Origin of the sequence: Marinobacter sp. C1S70, assembly GCF_000475355.1 — a bacterium.
Taxonomy (GTDB): domain Bacteria; phylum Pseudomonadota; class Gammaproteobacteria; order Pseudomonadales; family Oleiphilaceae; genus Marinobacter; species Marinobacter nauticus.
In genome coordinates this window covers 35,098-57,895 of sequence record NZ_AXBW01000034.1, presented here as the reverse complement: position 1 = coordinate 57,895, position 22,798 = coordinate 35,098, and the positions used below count along the sequence as shown (strand labels likewise).

Sequence of the window (22,798 nt, the reverse complement as noted above, 5' to 3'; positions counted from 1 at the left end):
CAACTGATTGGGTCCACCTCAGAGTGACAGCTGAACTATGGCTGTCATCTCCGATCCGGGCTATAGGCAATCAAGCGCCGGTCACGCTGATGGACACCGAGGCGGGGCTCTTAAAACTGAGGAACGTGATTAAAAAATGGCAAGAGGGAGCTGTTTCATAGAACATGATTATTCGAGCTTTGACCAGTCTCAAAGATGGGCTTCCTAAACAAAAGCGAACCTTGGGTACTGTCGTGACCATCGGCGATGACGGTAGCTTCTAACAGTTACTCCGCTACCAATTCTGCCTTGATGCGGGGCTTGTTCGAAGGGCCATTTCGAATGTGTCAGTCTCTTAGCTACGCCAAAAATGAGGCGAGAACATCACAAAGACACTGAGTAACTCCAATCTCCCCAGCAACATCGCCGCCATCAATACCCATTTAGCTCCGTCCGGCAAGGTTTGAAAATTACCAGCGGGACCAATAGTGTCGCCCAGGCCAGGCCCAACATTCGCCAATGCTGTAGCGGCTCCGGTCAAACTCGTCACAAGGTCGAGGCCCAGCGCAGCAAGGATGGCAGCGACGACAGCAAGTGTCGCAAGAAAGATGAATGAAAAGGCAACACTGGACGCTACGATTTCATCGCTGATGATTCGTCCGTTGTAGTGTCTCGCAATTACTGCGTTCGGATGGAGCAGCCGGAGTACTTGCTCACGCAACAGCAGCATGGACAGCTGAAAACGAAACATCTTCATGCCACCACTGGTAGAGCCAGAACACCCTCCCACGAATGTAAGAAAGAAAAACAGTACCACCACGAAGGGGCCCCAGAGCGAATAGTCCTGAGATGCATAACCGGTAGTTGTGACTACCGATGTCACGTTAAATAAAGCATGCACGAAGGCATCGATCGGAAACGCCCCCTCATTCACCACCCGATAAACGGTAATCAGGCATGCGATCAACAAAAGGAATTTAAGGAAAAAGCGAATCTGTTGGTCCCTCAGTATTGGCTGCACCTGGCCATTCAGTAACCTGACGAAGAGAAAGAACGGTATGCCCCCCAGCATCATGAAGAGGCTTGATGCAAAAAGAATGGAAAGCTGGTCAAACTGACCCATAGAGCTGTCTGACGTCGAGTAGCCTCCCGTAGAAACGGTAGTCAGGGCATGATTTACCGCGTTGAAAAGGTCCATCCCCAATGCCCAGTAGGTCAGGATGCAACCAAGCGTCAGTGCGAGGTAACTGAACACCAGTCCACGGGCTAAACGATTGGTGCGCGGCACCGCCTTCTCTGTCCACTCGGACGATTCAGTGGCAAACAGGCGCATACCACCAATCCTGAGGAATGGCAGGATTGCCACCGCCATGCCGATGATTCCAATGCCGCCCATCCATTGCATGATCGACCGCCACAGCAAGATGTCCCCCGGGAGGTTGTCGAGACCACTCATAACTGTGGAGCCGGTGGTTGTTACCCCGGAGATACTTTCGAAAAAAGCGTCCGTCACGCTAAGTTTGAGATCGCTCAGCAGCAACGGAAGGCTGGAAAATAACGGAATGAACACCCAGGCGGAAACTGTGAGGATGAACATCTGCCTCTGTTTCAACGCATATCGCTTTCGACCAGCACTGAAGAAGCAGACCAGTCCTACGCCAAAACAAATACTTGCGGATTTCACGAAAGCCAGCCAATCCGGTGTGTCGCCGAACATCAGCAGGTTTACAGGCAGGGTCATCAAAAAACTTAGGAGAATCAGCAGAAAGCCAAGTATTTGTATAACAGGAAGGATATTAAACAGAGCCATCATCAGGATCGCCCAGACCGTTCACGTATGATTTTCGCCAACATGCAGCCAATGACGGCTCCCGTCAGTTGCGCATAAGTTGAAAACCCTGCGTAGAGCAGCTCCGCTCTGGTATGAGTTTCAACATAATCACCTGGAAGTGCAGCAAGAGTGGCAATGCCTGCCAACAAGAATCCCCATCTTGCATTGTATACCCATGCAAAAAAGACGACGGGTGCCAGATAAGGAAATATCGACGCCACTGGCTGGGAAGCCTGTCTGTTCGCTATAGCCAAAAAACCGAGCCAAGCCAGCGCAATCACGGCATGGCCCAGAAATCCCGGTTTCAATCGATAGAATCCCATTGCCGACAAGCCCTGCTCTCGACCAAATTTGCATCAGACGGCGTAAGGAGATCATATTCGAGGTGGAATTAGGACGGTGCAGAACGAATTTTTACGGTATTTTTACGGCAGTGAGGGCACCGCAATCACAGGTGTATGAGAAGATTTCTTCAGCCAGTCAGTAACCGACACCGGAATCGCACCCATGATTGAAAAACAACAGTTCATTGTCATTGGCCTTGGTGTGTTTGGGGCAACGATCGCACGTGAATTAACTCGCCTCGGCCACGAGGTGCTGGGTATTGATTCGGACGAACAACGAGTTGACCGACTGGCTGATGAAATCACTCATGCAGTGATCGCGGACGTCACAGACGAAAACTCGCTCATTGAACTGAACGCCGGCAGTTACGATACCGCTGTAGTGGCCATAGGCAGGAACGTCGAAGCTACGATGCTCGCCACGCTGCAACTCCGAGAACTTGGGGTAAAGAAAGTCTGGGCCAAGGCGCTCACAAACCAGCACCATCGCATTCTGGAAAGGCTTGGGGCGACCCGAATCATTGCACCGGAATTCGAGATGGGTGTCCGGATTTCCCAGGAACTGAATTATCCGATGGTGCATGATTACCTGGGCCTGGACGATGATTATTTCATCGTGGATTTTCACACCACAGAAGACCTTGTTGACAAGACCATCGGAGAGGTGATCAACGGCGAACCAGTTGAAGCACTGGTAGTGAAGCGCATGAAGGAAGCGCACCCCCACCCGGATCACACCTGGAAGATCCGAAAAGGCGACAGGATTGTCCTCGGTGGCCAGCTCGAAGACTTGAGGGATCTGGTTAACCGCCTATGAAAATCCATTTTCTGGATCTGGTTTCCCACGGTGCCAGAGGCGAGCCTTCCGCAAAAGGAAGCATGAACCCACCGAGACTCCTGCTTGAGTCGTTTCTGGTTCTCATAGTTCTTGGCGCCTGCTTGCTCAAGTTGCCCTTTGCGACTGTTGAGCCGGTGACCTGGATGGAGGCGGCTTTTACCGCAACCTCGGCAGTCACAGTTACCGGTCTCGTGGTAGTGGACACCGGGAGTCAATACACCCTGTTTGGACAGTTAGTGATTCTGACCTTGATTCAATTGGGCGGGCTAGGATTGATGACGTTCGCGGTGCTCACGGCCCTTGCCCTGGGCTTCAAGCTCCGACTGAAGCATCAATTGGTTGCGCAGGAAGCCTTTAATGAGATCTCGCTTCAGACAGCGAGGCGAGCCAGCGGGTCGATAGCCGTATTCGCCTTAACGGCAGAAGCTATCGGAGTTATGTTATTAGGCGTGTTTTTTATTCCGGAGCTGGGGTGGTGGGAGGGTCTCTACCAGGCCTTGTTCTACACGATTTCAGCGTTTAACAATGCCGGCTTCGCTCTTTCACCAGATAGCCTTTCCGCCTACGTTGACCATCCTGGCATCAGTCTGTCCGTCACGGCCCTGTTTATCACAGGTGGCCTGGGTTACATCGTCATCATGGAGCTTTTTGATAAGCGATGTTGGTCGAGGTTGTCGGTTTACGTCAAAGTCATCCTTTTGGCCACCCTACTGCTGAACCTGTTCGCTACCGGCGCCATCCTCATCCTGGAATTTGGCAATCCAGCGACTCTTGGCGCACTGGATAGTTTCTGGGACAAGCTCCTGGCTGCCTGGTTTCAGGGCGTGACACCACGAACCGCAGGTTTCAACACCCTCGATATTGGATCGTTAACCGCCGGCAGCAGTGTGCTGATGCTGCTTCTCATGTTCATCGGTGGTGCCCCGAACTCCACATCCAGTGGTATCAAAATCTCGACATTCGTCATTATGCTTGCCGCAACCCGTTCGTTTTTGCGGGGCAATCTGAACGTGAGCTTTTTCAAGCGTTCTCTCAGTAGTGAAACAGTCCTCAAAGCCCTTGCCACAGCGACCATAGGGATGGCGCTGGTTTTTCTGGGTGTTCTGTCTCTGAGCATCCTGGTTGAGGATGAGTTTCTGGACATCGCGTTTGAGGTGGTTTCCGCGTTCGGCACCGTTGGTCTTTCACGGGGAACAACGGGCGAACTCGGCACCGCCGGCCAGTTGGTCGTCATGGCAATCATGCTAATCGGTCGCCTTGGCCCGCTTACCTTGGGCTATACCCTGACAGTGCGACGTAAATCCCATGTTCGCTATGCGAAAACCGAGTTCCCGGTTGGTTGATTCAGGGTCAGGCTGCGACTGCCTTCTTTCTGTTCGGGCGCGCCTCAATCAACACAGAGTGCAAAAGCTGGACAGCGTGATCGAACTGATCGCTGTCCAGGATAAATTGAACTTCCACGTCTCTCATGGTTTGGTGAGCCGCCAGAACCGGAATCGACTCTTCATCAAACGCCACCAGTGACGCGATCAGAACACTGTTAACATCGAGTGAGCTTCCGATCGCGGCAACCACGGCTACCTTGCGCAAGCTGATCTCAGCCCCGGGAAAGTTGCTGCCAAGCTCATTCACAATCCGTTTTGCCTGCTTTAGGGTCGCACTCAGGTAAAACGTGAGCGTGTTGGCATTGCTCTCACGGTTGATCCGATGCACGCGAAAGCGCGACGTTACGTCGAGAAACGTCTTTTCAATCTCGGCGATGCTGGGCGCGTTCTGATCGAACACAGATACCGCCATGACGGATTTCTGGCCGGTCACAATGTCTGTTTGAGGCGTTTCAGCCTGATAGCCTCCGGTGATCAACGTACCGGGGTGTTCGGGCTCGAAGGAATTCTTGATTCGCAAAGGAATCCCTTCGCTGCACAGTCCACGGGCTGCTTTGGGATGAATCGCTTCCATGCCCAAATTCGCCAGTTGGTCGGCAACGTCGTAATTCGCTCGGCCAAGAGTCACCACTTTGGCCGGATCCACAATATTCGGGTCTGCCGAACTCAAGTGGAACTCTTTGTGAATGATCGCTTCCCTAGCGCCGGTGACCACCGCGATGCGGCTGAAGGTCATTTCACTGTACCCTCTGTCGAAGGTCTCGATGAGCCCCTCTTTGCACTGGGTATAGCCCGTGCAGATTGGCAGTTCGCGTGTCAGGTCGACGGACTCGAGCGATCGTTTCAGCTTCTCATCCATAGACAGGCGTTCACTTTCCCGCCAACCGGTCAGGTCGATGAAGCGGGCGTTGATGCCCTCTGACTGCAGGCGCAGTGAGGTGTTGAAGGCGCTGTGGGCTTCACCAACCCCTGCCAGCATTTCCCGAACCTTGACCAGATGTTGGCTTAGCTGAAAGTGCCCGTAGGAACAAAGCCGCTGAAGATCGATGAGGCACTCTCTCACCCCTTCCACCCGATCGAGAATGAACTGATCCGCCTGATGCCTGAGACTCAGATCCTCAAAGTAGGACCGGTTAATATCGGTCAGGCATTTTTCCAGGCGGGTCAGATCATCCCCCCAGGCCCACCGATTCTCTGCGCCCGCGAAAAGCCCGTAGACGCCGGGCTTTCCCGTCGTCTTATGCTCCAACAAAAGATCGGTCACGCCACCGTAAGCAGATACAACGAAGATTCGTTTGTACAGCTCTTCTCCACGTCGTTCGCCCACGATGATGTTCTTGCGTACCGCGTCGAAATTGCTCATCGAGGTTCCGCCGATTTTCTCAACGGTATGACCGGTTCTATCAACATCTTTCCGTGCCATAAGGTTCAGCCTGCCTCAGATTGAATGGCCCCCCTGAAAACTTCTGGGAGTTCAGAGGATATCTGTAATAAGTTTGCAGCCCATAGCACCGCCTGAAACAGTAAAAAAAGCGCAAAAAAAGCGCGGCTCCCGTAAAACATTCGTAACATCGATTGGTCTTCGGGGGATGTGTTTGGCTGGAAACTAGTCAATCAATGTCTATTCCCGACATGTCACGCCATGCCCTGGATGTCGCCTCACTGAGTTTTCCTTCCACCTCTTCGATGAACAGGGCCGAAATTCCATGCCGGTCGGCGACCGTTCGTCCGTTGTCCGCCCCCAAACAAAGCAAGGCCGTAGACCATGCATCGGCCAGGCTGGGGTCCTCGTCGAGGACGGTAACGGACACGGTGTCATGGTTGACCGGGCGGCCGGTTCGGGCATCCAGCACATGGCTGTATCGCCGGCCCTGATCGTCGAAGTAATGGCGGTAGGTGCCCGATGTCATGACCGAAATGGGCGCGTCACGAGCAATCGTGATCACCTTATGAACCGACCGCTCGCCCGGCGTTGGACGCTCGATCGCGACGCGCCAGGGTTCGCCGCCCGGCTTGTGGCCCCGAACTTTCATTTCTCCACCCAGCTCCACCAGGTAGTGTTCAATCCCGGCGGATTCCAGCACACCAGCCATCTTTTCAACGGTATACCCCTGAGCGATGGATGAAAGATCGACCTGAAGATCTGAGCGGGACTTCGAAAGCCCGCCGTTTGATCCTGGTACCAGAAACTCCATTCCGACCTCATCCAACCGATGTTGCAGCTCGACCTCCGAAGGAACCGATAGCTGCTGGCCACTGAATCCCCAGAGATCAAAGAGGGGTTTGATCGTCAGGTCGTAGCAGCCAAGACTGGCCTCGCTCACCGTTTTTGCCTTTGCAATCAGGGCAACGACTTCCTCCCCAACCGCCGTGGGGGCCGATGCCTCAGCCCGGTTAAATCGCTCGATTGCGCTGTCCGGCCGGTAGTTCGACATGAGCGCATCAATACGTGCCAGTTCCTCAACAATACCGCCTTGTACTGAGCTGGAGGTTACCCCACCCGCTTTCCAGAAAGTGACATGCCAGGTCGTTCCCTGAGCGGGGCCTCTTAATGACATGAGCTGGGGCGGCTGGTCGCAGGCACTCAGCAACAGCCCTGTAAGGATGAGAGCTAGCGCTCGGCACTGGCGCCAGTGTCGCCAAAGAAAGCATCGGACTCGATAGAGATCAGACATGAGTAACCTCGAAATGGGGACTTACGTTGGCCTGGAGTCTACCCATCTAGACCGCAGTATTGGGACGCTCCGGTGAATTTTTAACGGCTTTTTTACGCCCCGGCCCCGTTTTGGTCATCGAATTTTTACGCCCTGCCCCAGCACCATGGAAAGGCGAACTCACAGAAGGAGATTGAGCGTGTCTATTTTCCTATTGATTGTTTCTGTTGCAGTCGGCGGCTACCTGGTTGCTGCCCTGCTCTGGCCCGAGAGGTTCTGACCATGGCACTGATCGGTATTGGCGTGATTCTGGGGCTGTTTGGCCTGTGTTTCCTGTTCATTGATCTGGAGGAACGGCTGTGAACGAGGTCATCGTAATCTATGCGGTCACGCTGCTTCTGGCGTGGCCTTTGGGCAAGTACATCGCAGGCGTCTTTGGCAGCGCCAAGGGGACGGCAGGCGCCGTCTTTTTGCCAGTGGAAAACGGTCTGTATCGGCTGTTTGGCGTTGACCCTTCCCAGCGCATGAGCTGGCAGGGTTACGGCAAGGCGTTGCTAAAACTGCACCTTGCTCTGGTCTTGATCGTCTTTGGCCTGTTGATGGCCCAAGGCTTTCTGTTCCTGAATCCGGACGGTATCGACGGCATGAGCTGGGACCTGGCGCTTCATACGGCGGTCTCGTTCCTGACCAATACCAACCAGCAGCACTATTCAGGGCAGGCGCAGCTCAGCTACCTGGCGCATACCTTTGGTATTGTGACCCTGCAGGTGGTGACACCCGCAGCCGGCATGGCGGCACTGGTTGCGATTGTACGCACGCTTCTGGGCCGTTCAGACAAGAAGAAACAACCGGTCGGCGATGGGGTCGTCTCTGTCGGTAACTTCTACGAGGACATCACCCGGGCCATTGTTCGCGTTATGTTGCCGGTCGCTGCGGTGGTGGCGCTGATCATTGCTGCCGAAGGTGTACCGAACAGTTACGAAGGCGCCCGCACCGCCATTCCTTTGGACCAGACCGCCGGTATGGAAGAGCAGAACATTCCGATTGGTCCGGTGGCACCCATGGTGGCCATCAAACAGGTCGGCACCAATGGCGGTGGCTGGTATGGCCCCAACTCCAGCGTTCCCCTGGAAAATCCGACACCGGTCAGCAACTTCGTTCAGACAGTCTCGCTTGTGCTGATTCCCGCCGCCCTGGTGTTTGCCCTGGGCTTCATGACCGGCCGGCGGCGCCTGGCCATGGTGGTAATGGGCGTGATGGTGGTGATGTCGGTGTCGCTGACGTCGGTGGCGATATGGTCCGAAAACCAGCCTAACGCGGCCTTCTCCGGCCTTGCGGCTGAGGGTGAAAACCTGGAAGGCAAGGAAGTCCGGTTTGGTGCCACCGCAACCGCACTCTGGGGCAGCTGGACCACCCAGACCTCGAACGGGTCAGTCAACGGTATGCACGACAGCTTTAACCCCATTGGCGGCATGATCCCGATGATCGACATGTTCATCAACGTCACCTTTGGCGGTATCGGTGTGGGGCTGATTGGCTACCTGCTGTTCCTGCTGTTGGCGGCGTTTCTGGGCTCGCTGATGATCGGCCGGGCACCGGAAATTGCCGGCAAGGCACTGGAAACCCGGGAAATGAAGCTAGTCTGCATCGCCCTGTTGATCCAGCCCCTGTTGATCCTTGGCTTCAGCGCTATCACCGTTGCCTTCCCATCGTTGACCGGCAACTCCAATCCGGGCTTCCACGGCATCAGCCAGGTGATTTACGAGTACACCTCCGCCTTTGCCAACAACGGTTCCGGCTTTGAAGGGCTTGGCGACAACACCGTGTGGTGGAACGTGACCTGTGCCGTCAACCTGGCGCTGGGTCGTTTCATCCCGATTCTCGCACCGCTGGCAATCGCCGCATCACTGGCCGCCAAGCGTTCCGCGCCGGAAGGTCGGGGCAGCCTGAGCATCGACACGCCCACCTTTGGGCTGATGACCCTGGCGGTGATTGTGATGTTTACCCTGCTGAGCTTTATGCCGGTGCTGATTCTCGGCCCGATCGCTGAAGCCCTGAGTCTGATGTCCTGAGTGGAGAATGATGATGTCCAAGAGAACCCCCAAAATGACTGACTCACTTGATCTGGGCACAGTTGTCGGCCAATCCATCAAGCGGCTGACGCCAAAGGATCTGGCCCGCAACCCGGTCATGATGGTCGTCGGTATCGGAACGGTGATCACCTTTCTGCTGGGCTTGAGCCACCTCGCCCAGGGTGCCCCGGCTGGCCTGGATTTCGCGATCAGTGCGATCCTGCTATTCACCGTCCTCTTCGCCAATGGTGCCGAGTCTGTCGCGGAAGCCCGCGGCAAGGCTCAGGCCGGTGCGCTCCGGGCTACAAGGAAAGACCTGAAAGCCCGCAAACTCGATGGCGAGCAGCACAAGGAAGTGCCCGCCACAGACCTTCGCAAGGGCGACCGGGTGCTGGTAAAACCGAACGAACTGATTCCCGCGGATGGCGAGATTGTTCAGGGCGCCGCGACCATCAATGAGTCGGCGGTCACCGGTGAATCTGCGCCGGTGCTCCGGGAAGCCGGTACCGACAACAGCGGTGTCAGCGCGGGCACCAAAGTGTTGTCCGATGAGATCGTGATCGAAGTCACCGTCGATCCGGGCAACTCCCTGCTGGACCGCATGATCGCCCTCGTTGAAGGCGCGCAACGCCAGAAGACACCGAATGAACTGGCGTTGTCCGTGCTCCTGGCCGCCATGACGCTGGTCTTCCTGATTGTGGTCGTTACCCTGGTGCCGTTTGGCGGGTTTGTGGGCGCTACCCCATCCTACTCGGTTCTGGTGGCCCTGTTAGTGTGCCTGATCCCGACGACCATCGGGGGCCTGTTGCCGGCTATCGGCATCGCCGGTATGGACCGTGCCATGCGTGCCAACGTCATTGCCAAGTCTGGTAAGGCGGTGGAAGTGGCCGGCTCTATCGACACCCTGTTGCTGGATAAAACCGGCACCATCACCCTGGGTGATCGCAGAGCAACGGGCTTTGAACCGGTTCGGGGCGTGGCGCCGGGCACCTTGAGGGACGCCGCACTGCTCACTTCCCTGGCAGATCCCACCCCCGAGGGCAAATCCGTTGTCGCTCTGGCTCGGGATAAGGGCTCGGACGCCGAGGCAGCCGATGGCACAGAATTCATTGCGTTCTCTGCCAACACCCGTATGTCCGGGGTGGACCTGCCGGATGGGCGGATTCTGCGCAAGGGCGCAACGGATGCCATTCGCAAATTCGTTACGGAAAACGGCGGCAACTATCCGCAGGAAACAGACACTCTGGTTGACCGGGTTGCCAAGAACGGCGCTACACCGCTGGTGGTCGCCGAGGGTAATCGGGTACTGGGTGTGATCGCCCTGTCGGATGTCATCAAGTCCGGCATCAAGGAACGTTTCGCCAAGCTTCGGGACATGGGTGTGAAGACGGTGATGATTACCGGTGACAACCCGATAACTGCTGCGGCGATTGCCGCCGAGGCGGGTGTGGATGATTTCATCGCCGAAGCCACACCGGAACAGAAGCTCGACATCATTCGCAAGGAGCAGGCGGAAGGCCGCATGGTGGCCATGATGGGGGATGGCACCAACGATGCTCCTGCCTTGGCTCAGGCCGACCTTGGTTTGGCCATGAACTCGGGCACCCAGGCCGCGCGGGAAGCCGGCAACATGGTGGATCTGGATTCCGACCCCGGCAAACTGCTGCAGGTGGTAGAGATTGGCAAACAACTGCTGATTACCCGGGGTTCGTTGACCACCTTTTCCCTGGCCAACGACGTCGCCAAGTACTTCGCTATCCTGCCAGCGCTGTTTGTCACCAGTCTGCCGGCCCTGGATGCCCTGAACGTACTTGATCTTGAAAACCCGATGAGCGCGGTGTTGGCCGCAACCATCTTTAATGCGCTGATTATCCCGGCGTTGATCCCCTTCGCCCTCAAAGGCGTGCAATTCAAACCGGCAACCGCCACACAGCTGTTGCGCCGCAACCTTCTGATCTTCGGATTGGGTGGCCTGTTGCTGCCGTTCGCGGCCATCAAGGCCCTGGATCTGATGCTCACCGTGGTTATCTGAGGAGACTGACATGATGACTGATTCAAACACTGGGGCCGTCACCCGGTCCGCTTCCTGGCTCTCTGCGGTGCGCGCGGCCGTCGTCCTGATCCTGCTGTGTGGCGGACTGTATCCCCTGTTGGTTACAACGGCCGGAAAAGTCATGTTTCCCCATCAGGCATTAGGGAGCATGATCATCGTGGACGACAAGATCGTCGGATCAGAACTGGTGGGGCAGCGGTTCGTCGCACCCGAGTACTTCCACGGGCGGCCTTCCGCGGCCAGTTACGATCCTTTCTCCGTTGGCGGCTCGAACTACGCGGCCAGCAATCCGGATCTTAGGGTCCGGGTTGCGGAGGATTCCGCGGCCATTGCCGAGCGAGAGGATATCGCTCCGACGTCCATCCCTGCGGACTTGTTGGCGGCCTCGGGTTCCGGCATAGACCCTCACATTTCGCCGGAATCGGCTATGATACAGGCCGAGCGTGTGGCGAAGGCCCGTGATATTCCGGTTGCCCAAGTCAATGAACTGATTGCGGAGCACACGGAGGGGCCTACCCTGGGGATCTTTGGCCAGCCGCGAGTCAACGTTCTGAAAATTAACCTGGCACTGGATGGCAAGGAGTTGAACGATTGAACCAAGGCGACCCGAATCGCCCCAACCCGGACGCGCTCCTGAAAACTCAGGAGCGTGAGTCCGCCGGGGGGCTAAAAATCTTTCTGGGTGCCGCTCCGGGCGTGGGCAAGACCTACCAGATGCTGCAAGCCGCCCACGAACTCAAGCGCCAGGGTGTGGACGTTGTTGTGGGTGTCGCGGAAACGCATGGTCGAGCCGATACGCTCTCATTGTGTGAGGGCCTCGAACAGCTCTCCGCAAAAGAAGTCGAATACGCCGGCAAGCAATTCCGGGAGTTTGATGTCGATGCCGCCCTGAAACGCAGACCGGATGTCCTGTTGGTGGACGAACTTGCCCACCGCAATATTCCGGGCACTCGGCACCCACGGCGTTACCAGGATATTGAAGAACTGCTGGATCAGGGCATTACCGTCTGGACGGCTGTTAACATCCAACACCTGGAAAGCCTCTCGGACGTGGTGGCCAGCATCACCGGTGTGCGAATGCGGGAAACCGTCCCGGATTCTGTTCTGGAGCGCGCCCGAGACATCGTTCTGGTGGACCTGACCCCTTCTGAGCTGCTGGAACGGCTTCGGCAAGGCAAGGTGTATGTCCCGGAACAGGCTCGTGCCGCAATGGATGGCTATTTCTCGCCCTCCAACCTGTCTGCTTTGCGGGAGCTTGCCGTCCAGGCTATCGCTGAACGGCTGGATGCCGATGTGCGAGAGAACATGCAGTCCCGTGGCATCGCAGGCCCCTGGCACATTCGATCGCGACTGCTGGTCGCGGTGGACGGCTCTGGTCAGGGTGAATCCCTGGTTCGAGCCGCACGGCGGCTCGCCGAGCGCCGGAAAGCACCCTGGACCGTCGCCACTGTGGACAATGGCCGAGCAGGCGCCGATGAACGCCAACGGCTGGAAAAAGTGTTCGACCTGGCCACCCGCCTGGGCGCAGAGGTCAGAACGCTTCGCGGATACGACGTGGCCGGAGAAATCCTGGCCTTCGCGAGAGAGCAGAACGTCACAACGCTGATTCTCGGCCGCTCCCACAATCGCTGGTGGCACTTCCGAAAATCCACCAGCCGCGCACTGCTGAAAGACGCTGAGGCCTTTGAAGTCACTTTCATACCCGTGCCCAGAAAACAACGGCGTCGGCTTACTGAAGCCGCCGGCCGTGCGGTGAGATATAGCGACTATGCCTGGGCCGTCGGCAGTGTGGGTGCCGCAACCGCAATCGCCATGGGACTGCAGAACGTTCTTCCGCTGGGTAACCTGTCCCTGATCTTTCTGACATCCGTGCTTTGGGTGGCCTCCCGAACCGGGATTCGTCCAGCCCTGTTTGCCGCGGCTCTGAGCTTTCTGACCTACAACTTTTTCTTCACGGATCCTCGGCTTACCTTTCAGATGGCAGATACGGATGAGCTGCTGACGGTGGTGTTCTTTCTGATTATCGCAGTCACGGGAGGCAACCTTGCCGGCCGATTGCGGGACCAGGTCCAGATGCTTCGCGCCTCGAACGATCTCACTGATGCTCATCTACAGTTTACCCGTCGGCTAGCGTCAGCGCCCGACATCACCTCCGTCCAGACCGAAGCGGTCGAGGCTCTCTATGCCCAACTTAAGCTTCCTTTGATTATCGCCCAACGGAGCCCTGAAAATGATGCAATCGAAGTGGTGGTTAAGGGCGGCCCGTCTCACCCACTCAATGAAGCGGCGCGCTCTGCAATCGACTGGGGCATCCGTAACGCCAAACCCAGCGGTGCATTTTCCGACACGTTGAACAGCCTTCCGTGGCGCTTTGAACCTATTGAGGCCGATGGTGAAATCTACGGCGTACTAGGTATTCGAGTCGGCGATATGACCCCGGAGTATTACCGGGGCCTGGCCATCAATGTTTACGTTCATCAACTGGGATTGGCATGGTTTCGTACCCGCCTGGCGGCCAATCTGTCAGCATCACGGGTGGCAGAGGAAACTGAGCGGCTTCGCTCCGCGCTGCTCTCTTCCATCTCCCATGACTTGAGAACACCGTTATCCTCCATGATTGGCTCTGCCAGCACGCTGAAATCGATGTTCGACCGGCTCTCAGATGAGGATCGCGATAGCCTTCTGGATTCAGTGCTCGGTGAGGGCGAGCGCCTGGATCGCTACATCCGAAACCTGCTGGACATGACGAAGCTGGGCCATGGCACGCTCAAGATCGAGAGGGACTGGATCGCGTTCACCGATATCCTCTCTTCTGCTCTCAGGCGCACAAGAAACCTCATGTCGAATGTCCGGGTTGAGCGCGATTTGGAAGAGGACTTGCCGTTGCTGTTCGTACATCCGGCACTTATTGAGCAGGCCCTGGTCAACGTGCTGGAAAATGCCGCGAAGTTCGCGCCCGACGACTCAACCCTGTCCATCCGGGCTCAACGGAAAGGCGATGAATTGATCATTGCGATCTCAGACGAGGGGCCAGGCATACCGGAAGACCAGCGTGGCCAGGTTTTCGATATGTTCTTCACCGGCGGTGAAGGCGACCGGGGCCCTCACGGTAGCGGACTGGGACTGGCGATCTGTCACGGTATGGTCGCGGCTCACGGTGGCCGGATTCAGGCTTTGGCTGGCCCAAATGGTATCGGTGCCACCATCGAAATAGCGTTGCCCCTGATAGAATCCCCTGAACAAGAGTCTAATCGGGAAACCAGTGAATGACTGCCTCAGCACAGAACCGGGAAACGCCCTGTATTCTAATTATTGATGATGAACCGCAAATACGGCACTTCCTGCGCATCAGCCTGAAAACGGAAGGATACGAATTGCTTGAAGCGGAAAATGGTGAGTCCGGGCTCGGGTTGTGCGCAAGGCATTCACCGGATCTCGTGATTCTGGATTTGGGGCTTCCGGATATGGATGGCTCTGAGGTGCTTGCTGGTTTGCGGGAATGGTCATCAGCTCCCGTTATCATTCTCTCGGTGCGGGATCGAGAACTAGAAAAAGTAAAAGCCCTAGATCTCGGTGCGAACGACTATGTTACGAAGCCGTTTGGCGTTGATGAGCTGCTTGCACGAGTTCGAACCCAGTTGCGTCTCCAACAGAAAGGAAAGAGCTCAGCTGCCCCTGAAACCTCAGCGATATTCGAGAACGGCGAACTAAATATTGACCTGGCTATGCACAAAGTCACGGTCAGCGGTGAGCCTGTCAGGCTCACGCCGAAGGAGTTTGCCGTGCTGAAGGTCTTGCTGCTTGCATCTGGAAAGATCGTCACACAATCGCAGTTGCTCAAGGATATTTGGGGGCCTACTCACACGACGGACACGCATTATCTGCGAATTCTAATTGGGAGATTGAGGCAGAAGCTCGGTGATGACCCCACGGAACAACGCTATATCCAAACCGAGCCGGGGGTAGGCTATCGGTTTCTCGATTCTTCGGATCAGGCATAAACGATCGGGATGGAGGGTTGTGGACTTCATTCAAGAGTTTCTTTTAAACGATTGATGGGCTTATTCCGGCCCACCAGATGGTCCCCGCCCATGACTGTGTCGCCGATGCAGTTCATACTCAGAAAAGAGTCTGCATTTCTTCATGGGAAGGTATTGGTAGACCTGCCTGAATGTTCACTTTGCGACCGAGCCGAGCTAAACAAAAGCGAACATTCGCCTTTTAGTCATTTATCTGTGAGGAGTGGACCGAGGTAAACACCAGGAGGTTCACAATGGCAATCGAATTACTGAAGATTACAGCCCCGCCCGACGCGGGGCTGAAGGGAGTTGTGTTTAAGAATTGCTTTCATCATCAAGCGTAACAACGGTATCCGCCATTAGCTCAGCGTCATCGAAGGTATCAATGTCCACGTCGCCGGTCACGGTGACCAAATCACCTTCTTCAATCTGTTGATAGCCTTCATCATCAGTCGGGTTGTACGTCATCAGAGCCGTATCGATCGTCGTCTTTTGTGCGCCTGTGTCGATGGTAAACTCTGTGCCGTCAACACCTGTTACTGTGCCGGTGAGCACCATCTGGCCGAGATCGATGGTAGGCGCTACATCGAAATCGGTGGCGCTTTCCTCATCTGCGGCACTGGCATAAAAGTAAGTGCCCAGGCTGTCCACAAAGACACTACTGGCTTCGATCTTTGCAGTTTCGAAGGTATCGTCGTCAATCTCACCGTAAACCGTGACGTTGTCGCCCGGAAGAAGTTCGCCACTTTCCTCGAACCAGTCCCAGTCGTCCATTTCAACGGTGACCAGGCCTTCGCCATAGTCCAGTTTGAACGTGTCTGCTGTCGTGCTGGTCACTGTTCCGCTCAGGGTGATCCAGGAACCATCCGATTTGAGGTATGGGCTTTCCGCGGCCAGCCCGGCAGCCGGTGCAAGTGCGAACGTTGAAGCAATAGCGATAGAGAGTGCTGTGCGCTTCATAGTCTGATCTCCTTACCGTTTGTGGTATGTGATCTTAAGTCAGATGATCCGGGTGAGCAGGTTACTCACTCACCCTTGATCATCTACTACCAGTCTCGTGGCAGACCGCGCAGATACAAGGTTTATTAACATTCTCTAACGCTCGGGAAATCTCTTTGTCCTGGATGCTGATTGCCTAAAAATTTATGTCGAATGAAGTTTTACAGGATTTCGATGCCCTCGCATTTATAGTGACCTATTAATGTATCGTCTTGCAGAACGTTGCCCTCCAGATCAAAGCAGAACAGATACGTTTCCGTACTATTTCCGATTTCGACACTTTTGAGCCCGATACACTCGTCGGTCCGACCGGGTATCAACTTGAATGAAGAGACTCCGCGTTCTGGAATTCTTCTGCCAACCTCAAGTGTTTTGATATCAGTGAAGTCTGAACTTGCAACAACCAGCGTGTTACCGCCTCTCTCTTTCTCATCAATGTCTTCGTCAAACGGTGTGTGAGAAATTTTTCGTGGGAAGAAAAGCCAGCAGCCGTGATAGGGGTGCCATTCCGTCGCCTCGTGGGTGACGTACCCCTGTTTGCCAACGTTCAAAGCATCCCGAATACGTTGATAGTTTTGGCGCCAATCCTGGCTCTCCAGGCTGTAGTCGCGGTTCAGAAGTTTGACCCATTCTTCCTGAGCGTTCTTCCCTTGACTGCCGACGATCATCTGATCCCCTTTGAGCGTGGCCCATTCGCTCTTGAAGCCCTTGAACTTTTCATCGCCGCTGCCGGTCATCAGGATGTGACGTGGTACAAGCTGGTTACGGTTGCGTATTTCACAGACCAGACCAGTTCGGTCGTCAAAGTTGACCAACCGTTCGCCAAACTGAACAAGCTCGGAGAATTCCGCGCCGCGGCCGCCTTCGGCGATCAGGCTGATAAGCTGATGCTCACCCCCCGCATTCTTGGGGATCTCTTCCAAGCAGTAGCGGACATTCCCGGTCACAGGATCGGTGTCGCGGTGGAGTCTGTCGAAACGAAGAGTTGACTGCCAAGCGGTTTGACCATCATCCAGTGTTACCTGGGACGCGTGGTCTTCGTCCGTAATAATGGCAAGGGTGTACTGAGTCTGTTCGCTGTTGTAGCGTTCAAGGCGCTGGATATCCAAAGACTTCTGGCTCATGCCGAACTCCCTATCCCGGGTAAACGGGATGTATTGAGCATTTGTTGGAGGGTAAAGGATCTCGCAATCATTTTGGAAATTTCTGCCATGGCTGCGCGTGAGTGTTGGCATGAATCATCACTGACTGCTGAGGTCATCCGGCACCTGTAATCGGCGATCAGGAGGATATATTTTACAACTACTTATATGGTCTTTAGTCGCTGTCATTGGAACCGGAATTGTCTGGAAAGGCAGCGGTCTGCTCGAATCCGCCAGCGAAAGTCTCTCGTTGTTTTACAGATTGCCCGAGATTGTCCAGGGCGCGATCGTTGTTGCCATTGGTTCCAGCTTTCCTGAATTGGCGACCGTCGTCGTGTCCACGCTGGTGCACGGAGAATTCGAGTTGGGCGTCGCCGCCATCGTGGGTTCCGCTCTGTTCAACATCATGGTGATACCGGCATTAAGCGGGTTGGTTGCCAAGCATCAGTTAATGACCAATCGCGACCTGGTCTACAAAGAAGCACAGTTCTATATGATAGCGGTCGCTGCGCTTCTTCTGACTTTCTCGTTCGCCGTTATCTACAACCCGGTGGAGTCCGGCAACGACGTTCTAATGGGCGAGCTCACCCGCGGCCTCGCCATCTTACCCCTGGTCCTCTACGCCATTTATGTGTTTGTCCAATACCAGGACACAATGGACTACCAATCCGACGAAGACGTTTCACACGTTCAACCCGCAAAAGAGTGGGCAAGACTTGCAGCTGGGCTGATCCTGATTCTGATCGGTGTCGAAGGGCTGGTTCGGGCCGCCATAAACTTTGGCGCTATTCTGGATACGCCAAGCTTCCTCTGGGGCATAACCATCGTCGCCGCTGGCACGTCAATTCCGGATGCCTTTGTGTCAGTTCGCGCTGCCCGTCGTGGTAAAGGCATCACCAGCACGGCTAATGTACTGGGAAGCAACATTTTTGATTTACTCTGCTGCATTCCTATTGGGGTATTGATCGCCGGAAGTGCTGTCATCAACTATTCGGTCGCAGCGCCGATGATGGCCATTTTGACGGTCGCAACATTGGCCCTTTTTCTGATGATGCGCACTGACCTGATCTTAAGCCGTAAGGAATCCTGGAGCCTCCTGATCATGTACGGCATTTTTGTCGTTTGTATGGGACTGGAGTCGTTTAATTTGACCAATTTCATTGTCAATTTCCCGCCAAGTCAGTGATGGTTCGCAAGGGGAAGGTCGGTCCGGGATTGAAATGAAAAATACCTGCTGCGTGACTTTCGTCAGGTCTCGACAATCTTTTCACATACAACAGCAAGTGACCCGGGAAGGCAAGTCACGTTTATCGGCGTTTTCGCGAACACCTCCCCATCGGCAGTGACTGTTTTTGGGTTACTGGTCTGGATATGACAATGGCTGCTTTTGAGATGAACCACGGTTGAGTGTTTTCGTGGGGCGCGGCGGAGTAATCGCATGATTGCAAACGTAGTCACCAGCGAGAGCAACGAACGGGGTCGAACGGCGACAATGTCGAGCTGTCCGTCGTTGGCACTGGCCTGAGGAATCTGCTGTCCACCTCCGTAAAATGCACCGGTGGCGACAGAGATTGAGAGCCAGCGACCTTTCAGGTAGCCGGTGTCACACTGAATGCTGGCATGAAACCCGCGCTGTGCTCCCAGGCGCTTGAGCAGGGTGGCTGCGTAGCTGAATCGTCCCAGCCATTGCTTGCTGCTTGGTGCAACGTATCGAGCGGGCAGCGTGGCCAGGCCGATATGCGCCACGTTAAGGAAGATCAAGCCATTGAGCTCTGCCACATCTACCCATCGCCATTGCATGCTCGCAATGAGACGGGCGATTTGATCCGGGTCAGAGGGCAACCACAGATTGCGCGCAAAATCATTGGCGGTTCCAGTGGGTAAAATCGCAAGAATGGCATCGCGTTCTCGGCAGATGGCCGCCGCCCGATTGACCGAGCCATCGCCACCCGCAGCGATAATGCAATCGCCCACCGTCACGGATTGAGTCCAACCAAGATCATCGAAACCGCAAGGGATGATTGGATCAACGCCTGCCGCGGTTAACTTTTCGCACCAATAGACGTCGCCATCATTATTTTCTTTCCCGGCTTTCTTGTTAACGGCCAGCCAATACTGCATTGGGTGATTGAACTCCGATTTGTCACGACTACCTTGTCCTGCAACCATCCCATAGGTTCGGCGGACTCGTAAAAAGATTTGTAGTGGTCAAGCGATTTAGGCCACTGTCATTTGAGTTTTCCAGTAGGCTTTCTCCGCCATATTTGGCGGCAGTCCACCGTTATGCTTATGCGGTCGCAGCCCGCTGTAATAACCGATCATGTAGTTCGTTATTGACTGCTTTGCTGAGGCAAAGCACGTATACCCGGTTTCCGGTACCCACTCTGTTTTCAAACTCCGGAAGAAGCGCTCTGTCGGGGCATTATCCCAACAATTCCCTCGACGGCTGAGGCTCTGCTTCATCTGATATCGCCAGAGCAGCTGTCGGAAGCCCAGGCTCGTGTACTGGCAGCCCTGATCCGAATGAAACATGACTTCCGAAGGCTCTCCGCGTGATTCGTAGGCGATCGTCAAAGCCTTCTTCACCAGATCTGTGTTGGGCGACAAAGACATTGCCCAGCCCACCGGTTTACGGGAGAACAAATCGATAACCACCGCCAGGTAAGCCCAGCGCACGCCGGTCCAGATATAGGTAATATCGCTCGTCCAGGCCTGATTGGGCTCCTTCACGTCAAACTCCCGATCAAGATGGTTCGGGATGTCCAGGTGCGGCTGATACGCTTTCTTATAGGCATGGCCTGGAGGTTGCGTACTCACCAGGCCCAACTGTTTCATCCGTCGGCTAGCTCGATAACGGCTCAGCGGCTTTCCGCCCTGCGTGACCATTTGGGCGATGCTGCGAGCACCGGCCGAACCGTTACTGGCCGTATGCGCTTCGACAATTTGATCCAGCAGCTCCTGCTCCGCCTCACAGGGCCTGCTGTCCCGGCTGCGCCAGGCCCGGTAGCTACTGCGATGCACCCCAAATACCTGACACAGATGCTGCACCGCATGGCTCTCTTCAAGTCGCTCGATTATTGAGAATTGCTAAGGGAGTCCGACATCAAGAGAGCGGTAGCCTTTTTTAATATTTCCTTCTCTTCCTCCACCCGCCGCAGCTTGCGCTTCAGTTCCTGAATCTCACGCTGCTCCGGGGTCAGCGCCTCACCTCTCTGTGGAGCCTTGCCGGATCGCTCTGCTCGAAGCCTGCGTACCCAGTACTCCATCGTGGATTTACCGACGCCCATCGCCTCGCAGGCCGCTTTCAGGGTGTACCCTTGATCAACTACAAGTTGGGCCGCCTCAAGACGGAATTCCGGGCTGAAATTTCTCTTCTTCGTCATCGTATCCACCTGACTTGCTCTGTGAGTGATCATACACTCAAAATCAGGTGGCCAGATTCACTATGCCACTACAATTTATGGAAATTGGACTCTGATCCGAATGTTCACTTTGCGACCAAAGCTACTCATGGAGCTAAGCTAAATACAAGGTAGCGCTAGGCGCTGGAGTCCCCGATGGCTTATAGGGAGCCATGCTGCCCTCGGGAGCTCAGGCCTGTTAATAGATCTTTATATTGAGGCGTTCACATGGCCAGACAAACCTTCACTGAGGCTACTGTAAGCATCTCGGAGCTGAAAAAGAATCCTATGGCGGCACTGGATTCAGGGGCGGGATTTCCAATTGCTGTTTTGAATCGGAATGAGCCCATCTTTTACTGTGTTCCTGCTGCAGTATACGAGGCGATGCTCGACAGGCTGGATGATCATGAGTTGGTTGCCGTTGTTACAGAGCGAAGTGGAGAGCCAAGTATTCGAGTTGATCTGAATGAGTTTAGAGTGTTCGCTTTGCTTGCAGGCCCTCACCCCGAAGAGGGCCAAATCATGACATCCGCTCCTAATTTGAGTAGACGAGTTGGTTTTGTTACAAAAAATAACAGAAAATGTAGGCTGGCAAAGCTTGTATGGTAGTTTGTATGACGAACTAGGTTTCCAGGTTTAACTGTCTGATTTAAAACAAAGATTCGATTCCCATCGCCCGCTCCAAACCAGCCGGAACGGGCTATCCGATTCAGTGCAGCTTCAACCGCGGCTGCATGGCCCGACTGATCTTGTCCATCAGCCAGATCACGCCGGTACGCAGAAAGCCGTGCAGGGCTACCTGGTGCATCCGGTACAGCGACACATAGAACAGTCTGGCGACTTTCCCTTCGATATACATACTGCGGCCGGACAGGTTACCCATCAGGTTGCCGACGGTGGTGTATTTGCTGAAGTTGATCAGCGAACCATGGTCGTTGTACACAAAGGGGATGGCTTCTTTGCCTTCCAGCCGGTTGCAGAGTGTCTTGAACAGGGTGTCGGCCTGTTGGTGCGCGGCCTGGGCACGTGGCGGCACCGGCCGGTCGGATTCCGGCTGCGGGCAGGCGGCGCAGTCACCAAACGCGAAGATATCCGCATCTTTGGTGGTTTTCAGGGTCTGTTCCACCAGCAGCTGATTGCCGCGATTGGTCTCCAGGCCATCCAGTTCCGCCAGGAACGGCGGTGCTTTGATGCCAGCGGCCCAGATGGTCATTTCCGAGGGCAGTTCGGTGCCGTCCTTCATAACCAGGCTGTTCTCGCCCACCTCGCTCACGGGCTGCCCGGTCAGTACCTTCACTTTCTGGCGTTCCAGTTCCCGGGTGGCTGCGGCGGAAAGGCGCCCGGGCAGCGCAGGCAGTATTCGGTCGGCCGCCTCGATCACGCTGATGGAAACATCGGAAGATTTGAGGTGGTTCATGCCGTAGATGGGCAATTCGCGGGATGCGAGCCGCAGCTCGGCGGCCAGTTCCACACCCGTGGCTCCGGCACCAATGATGCTGATGTTCAGGGCATGGGGTTGGCCCTGAAGGGCTTCGTGATTTTTGCGCAGGAAGGCATTGAGCATCAGGTTATGAAAGCGGCGTGCCTGCTTCAGACTGTCCAGGAACAGGCAGTGCTCCTGTGCGCCGGGGGTGCCGAAGTCGTTGGCGGTACTGCCAACAGCGATCACCAGGGTGTCGTAATGAAGGCGCCGTTCTGGCACTACTTCTTGGCCTTCTTCATCCCGGAAGGGCGCAATCACGATGGCTTTGTTGGCCCGGTCCAGACCGCTCATGCGGCCGAGCTGAAACTCGTAATGGTGCTTGCGGGCGTGGGCGCGGTAATTGATCTCGTTGGCGCTGGCGTCCAGCGAGCCGGAGGCCACTTCATGCAGCAGGGGTTTCCACACATGGGTAAGGCCGGCATCGACCAGGGAAATACGGGCCTTGCGTTTTTTGCCAAGCTTGTTGCCCAGGCTGGTGACCAGTTCCAGACCGCCGGCACCGCCGCCGACCACGACAATGTGATGAAGGTTTTCCATAACGTTTCAGACCTTTAAGTGATGAGAGCCAAACGCTCTCGGATGAAAGCGCTTGGCTGTC

18 protein-coding genes and 2 pseudogenes are annotated in these 22,798 nt (G+C 55.4%); 11 read left to right on the top strand and 9 right to left on the bottom strand.

Features of this window, described 5'->3' with window-relative positions; all coding sequences use genetic code 11:
• Positions 1-23 precede the first annotated feature (23 nt).
• Positions 24-161, top strand: a complete 138-nt coding sequence (locus Q669_RS20115; RefSeq protein ID WP_152525047.1) for an MbcA/ParS/Xre antitoxin family protein — start codon at positions 24-26, stop codon at positions 159-161.
• A 173-nt stretch (positions 162-334) separates the two neighbouring features.
• On the opposite strand, the gene Q669_RS11440 is transcribed toward Q669_RS20115, so the two are convergent.
• On the bottom strand, positions 335-1,792 hold the full coding sequence (locus Q669_RS11440) for a TrkH family potassium uptake protein (protein WP_022992342.1): 1,458 nt from the start codon (positions 1,790-1,792) through the stop codon (positions 335-337).
• Positions 1,792-2,133: a hypothetical protein gene (locus Q669_RS11435; RefSeq protein WP_022992341.1), complete on the bottom strand. Its 342-nt coding sequence runs from the start codon at positions 2,131-2,133 to the stop codon at positions 1,792-1,794. The genes Q669_RS11440 and Q669_RS11435 overlap by 1 nt, the downstream gene beginning before the upstream one ends.
• A gap of 184 nt (positions 2,134-2,317) precedes the next feature.
• On the opposite strand from Q669_RS11435, the gene Q669_RS11430 reads away from it, so the two are divergent.
• Together Q669_RS11430 and Q669_RS11425 are read left to right on the top strand one after the other, a co-directional pair.
• The gene (locus Q669_RS11430) at positions 2,318-2,971 is read left to right on the top strand and encodes a potassium channel family protein (RefSeq protein WP_022992340.1); all 654 of its coding nucleotides are present in this window, start codon (positions 2,318-2,320) and stop codon (positions 2,969-2,971) included.
• The gene (locus tag Q669_RS11425; RefSeq protein WP_081699738.1) at positions 2,968-4,335 is read left to right on the top strand and encodes a TrkH family potassium uptake protein; all 1,368 of its coding nucleotides are present in this window, start codon (positions 2,968-2,970) and stop codon (positions 4,333-4,335) included. The genes Q669_RS11430 and Q669_RS11425 overlap by 4 nt, the downstream gene beginning before the upstream one ends.
• A 7-nt stretch (positions 4,336-4,342) precedes the next feature.
• On the opposite strand, the gene Q669_RS11420 is transcribed toward Q669_RS11425, so the two are convergent.
• Both Q669_RS11420 and Q669_RS11415 read right to left on the bottom strand, forming a co-directional pair.
• Positions 4,343-5,800 carry an aspartate kinase gene (locus Q669_RS11420; RefSeq protein ID WP_022992338.1) on the bottom strand — a complete coding sequence of 486 codons (1,458 nt, stop codon included), beginning with the start codon at positions 5,798-5,800 and terminating at the stop codon, positions 4,343-4,345.
• Positions 5,801-5,987: 187 nt separating this feature from the next.
• The gene (locus Q669_RS11415) at positions 5,988-6,935 is read right to left on the bottom strand and encodes an FAD:protein FMN transferase (protein WP_227501094.1); all 948 of its coding nucleotides are present in this window, start codon (positions 6,933-6,935) and stop codon (positions 5,988-5,990) included.
• Positions 6,936-7,197: 262 nt separating this feature from the next.
• Between Q669_RS11415 and kdpF the strand changes: the two genes are divergently transcribed.
• The 6 genes from kdpF (at position 7,198) to Q669_RS11390 (ending at position 15,157) form a co-directional block, all read left to right on the top strand.
• The gene (gene kdpF / locus Q669_RS20110) at positions 7,198-7,311 is read left to right on the top strand and encodes a K(+)-transporting ATPase subunit F (RefSeq protein WP_081698952.1); all 114 of its coding nucleotides are present in this window, start codon (positions 7,198-7,200) and stop codon (positions 7,309-7,311) included.
• Positions 7,312-7,390: 79 nt separating this feature from the next.
• Positions 7,391-9,103: a potassium-transporting ATPase subunit KdpA gene (kdpA, locus tag Q669_RS11410; RefSeq protein ID WP_022992336.1), complete on the top strand. Its 1,713-nt coding sequence runs from the start codon at positions 7,391-7,393 to the stop codon at positions 9,101-9,103.
• Positions 9,104-9,116: 13 nt separating this feature from the next.
• On the top strand, positions 9,117-11,135 hold the full coding sequence (gene kdpB, locus Q669_RS11405; protein ID WP_412917497.1) for a potassium-transporting ATPase subunit KdpB: 2,019 nt from the start codon (positions 9,117-9,119) through the stop codon (positions 11,133-11,135).
• A 10-nt stretch (positions 11,136-11,145) separates the two neighbouring features.
• Positions 11,146-11,751, top strand: coding sequence for a potassium-transporting ATPase subunit KdpC (gene kdpC, locus Q669_RS11400; protein ID WP_022992334.1), 606 nt, complete (start codon positions 11,146-11,148; stop codon positions 11,749-11,751).
• On the top strand, positions 11,748-14,426 hold the full coding sequence (locus tag Q669_RS11395; protein ID WP_022992333.1) for a sensor histidine kinase: 2,679 nt from the start codon (positions 11,748-11,750) through the stop codon (positions 14,424-14,426). The genes kdpC and Q669_RS11395 overlap by 4 nt, the downstream gene beginning before the upstream one ends.
• Entirely contained in the window at positions 14,423-15,157 is a 735-nt protein-coding gene (locus Q669_RS11390; RefSeq protein WP_022992332.1) for a response regulator, read from the top strand. The genes Q669_RS11395 and Q669_RS11390 overlap by 4 nt, the downstream gene beginning before the upstream one ends.
• A gap of 333 nt (positions 15,158-15,490) precedes the next feature.
• On the opposite strand, the gene Q669_RS11385 is transcribed toward Q669_RS11390, so the two are convergent.
• Both Q669_RS11385 and Q669_RS11380 read right to left on the bottom strand, forming a co-directional pair.
• Complete coding sequence (locus Q669_RS11385; RefSeq protein WP_022992331.1) at positions 15,491-16,135, bottom strand: hypothetical protein; 645 nt, start codon at positions 16,133-16,135, stop codon at positions 15,491-15,493.
• A 200-nt stretch (positions 16,136-16,335) separates the two neighbouring features.
• Positions 16,336-17,298: a hypothetical protein gene (locus Q669_RS11380; RefSeq protein WP_022992330.1), complete on the bottom strand. Its 963-nt coding sequence runs from the start codon at positions 17,296-17,298 to the stop codon at positions 16,336-16,338.
• 124 nt (positions 17,299-17,422) lie between these two features.
• Here Q669_RS11380 and Q669_RS11375 point away from each other — a divergent pair, with 124 nt between their 5' ends.
• Positions 17,423-18,502, top strand: coding sequence for a sodium:calcium antiporter (locus Q669_RS11375; protein WP_319802659.1), 1,080 nt, complete (start codon positions 17,423-17,425; stop codon positions 18,500-18,502).
• A 62-nt stretch (positions 18,503-18,564) separates the two neighbouring features.
• On the opposite strand, the gene Q669_RS11370 is transcribed toward Q669_RS11375, so the two are convergent.
• Together Q669_RS11370 and Q669_RS11365 are read right to left on the bottom strand one after the other, a co-directional pair.
• Entirely contained in the window at positions 18,565-19,437 is an 873-nt protein-coding gene (locus tag Q669_RS11370; protein WP_022992328.1) for a diacylglycerol/lipid kinase family protein, read from the bottom strand.
• A gap of 96 nt (positions 19,438-19,533) precedes the next feature.
• Positions 19,534-20,699 (bottom strand): annotated as a pseudogene (locus Q669_RS11365) (IS3 family transposase).
• Between the two features lie 246 nt (positions 20,700-20,945).
• Between Q669_RS11365 and Q669_RS11355 the strand changes: the two are divergent.
• Positions 20,946-21,188 (top strand): annotated as a pseudogene (locus tag Q669_RS11355) (type II toxin-antitoxin system Phd/YefM family antitoxin); the annotation flags it as partial.
• Between the two features lie 238 nt (positions 21,189-21,426).
• Here Q669_RS11355 and Q669_RS11350 read toward each other — a convergent pair.
• A complete protein-coding gene (locus Q669_RS11350) occupies positions 21,427-22,737 on the bottom strand; it encodes an NAD(P)/FAD-dependent oxidoreductase (protein ID WP_022992324.1) in 1,311 nt (436 codons plus the stop codon).
• Positions 22,738-22,798: the final 61 nt, after the last annotated feature.

Bases quoted from the DNA above. Each gene is read 5' to 3' on its own strand.
- kdpB (WP_412917497.1), top strand. From the start codon at position 9,117: ATGTCCAAGAGAACCCCCAAAATGACTGACTCACTTGATCTGGGCACA.
- Q669_RS11440 (WP_022992342.1), bottom strand. From the start codon at position 1,792: ATGATGGCTCTGTTTAATATCCTTCCTGTTATACAAATACTTGGCTTT.
- Q669_RS11385 (WP_022992331.1), bottom strand. From the start codon at position 16,135: ATGAAGCGCACAGCACTCTCTATCGCTATTGCTTCAACGTTCGCACTT.
- Q669_RS11435 (WP_022992341.1), bottom strand. From the start codon at position 2,133: ATGGGATTCTATCGATTGAAACCGGGATTTCTGGGCCATGCCGTGATT.
- Q669_RS11390 (WP_022992332.1), top strand. From the start codon at position 14,423: ATGACTGCCTCAGCACAGAACCGGGAAACGCCCTGTATTCTAATTATT.
- Q669_RS11420 (WP_022992338.1), bottom strand. From the start codon at position 5,800: ATGGCACGGAAAGATGTTGATAGAACCGGTCATACCGTTGAGAAAATC.
- Q669_RS11425 (WP_081699738.1), top strand. From the start codon at position 2,968: ATGAAAATCCATTTTCTGGATCTGGTTTCCCACGGTGCCAGAGGCGAG.
- Q669_RS11350 (WP_022992324.1), bottom strand. From the start codon at position 22,737: ATGGAAAACCTTCATCACATTGTCGTGGTCGGCGGCGGTGCCGGCGGT.
- Q669_RS11430 (WP_022992340.1), top strand. From the start codon at position 2,318: ATGATTGAAAAACAACAGTTCATTGTCATTGGCCTTGGTGTGTTTGGG.
- kdpC (WP_022992334.1), top strand. From the start codon at position 11,146: ATGATGACTGATTCAAACACTGGGGCCGTCACCCGGTCCGCTTCCTGG.
- Q669_RS11415 (WP_227501094.1), bottom strand. From the start codon at position 6,935: ATGTCATTAAGAGGCCCCGCTCAGGGAACGACCTGGCATGTCACTTTC.
- kdpF (WP_081698952.1), top strand. From the start codon at position 7,198: ATGGAAAGGCGAACTCACAGAAGGAGATTGAGCGTGTCTATTTTCCTA.
- Q669_RS11370 (WP_022992328.1), bottom strand. From the start codon at position 19,437: ATGCAGTATTGGCTGGCCGTTAACAAGAAAGCCGGGAAAGAAAATAAT.
- Q669_RS11380 (WP_022992330.1), bottom strand. From the start codon at position 17,298: ATGAGCCAGAAGTCTTTGGATATCCAGCGCCTTGAACGCTACAACAGC.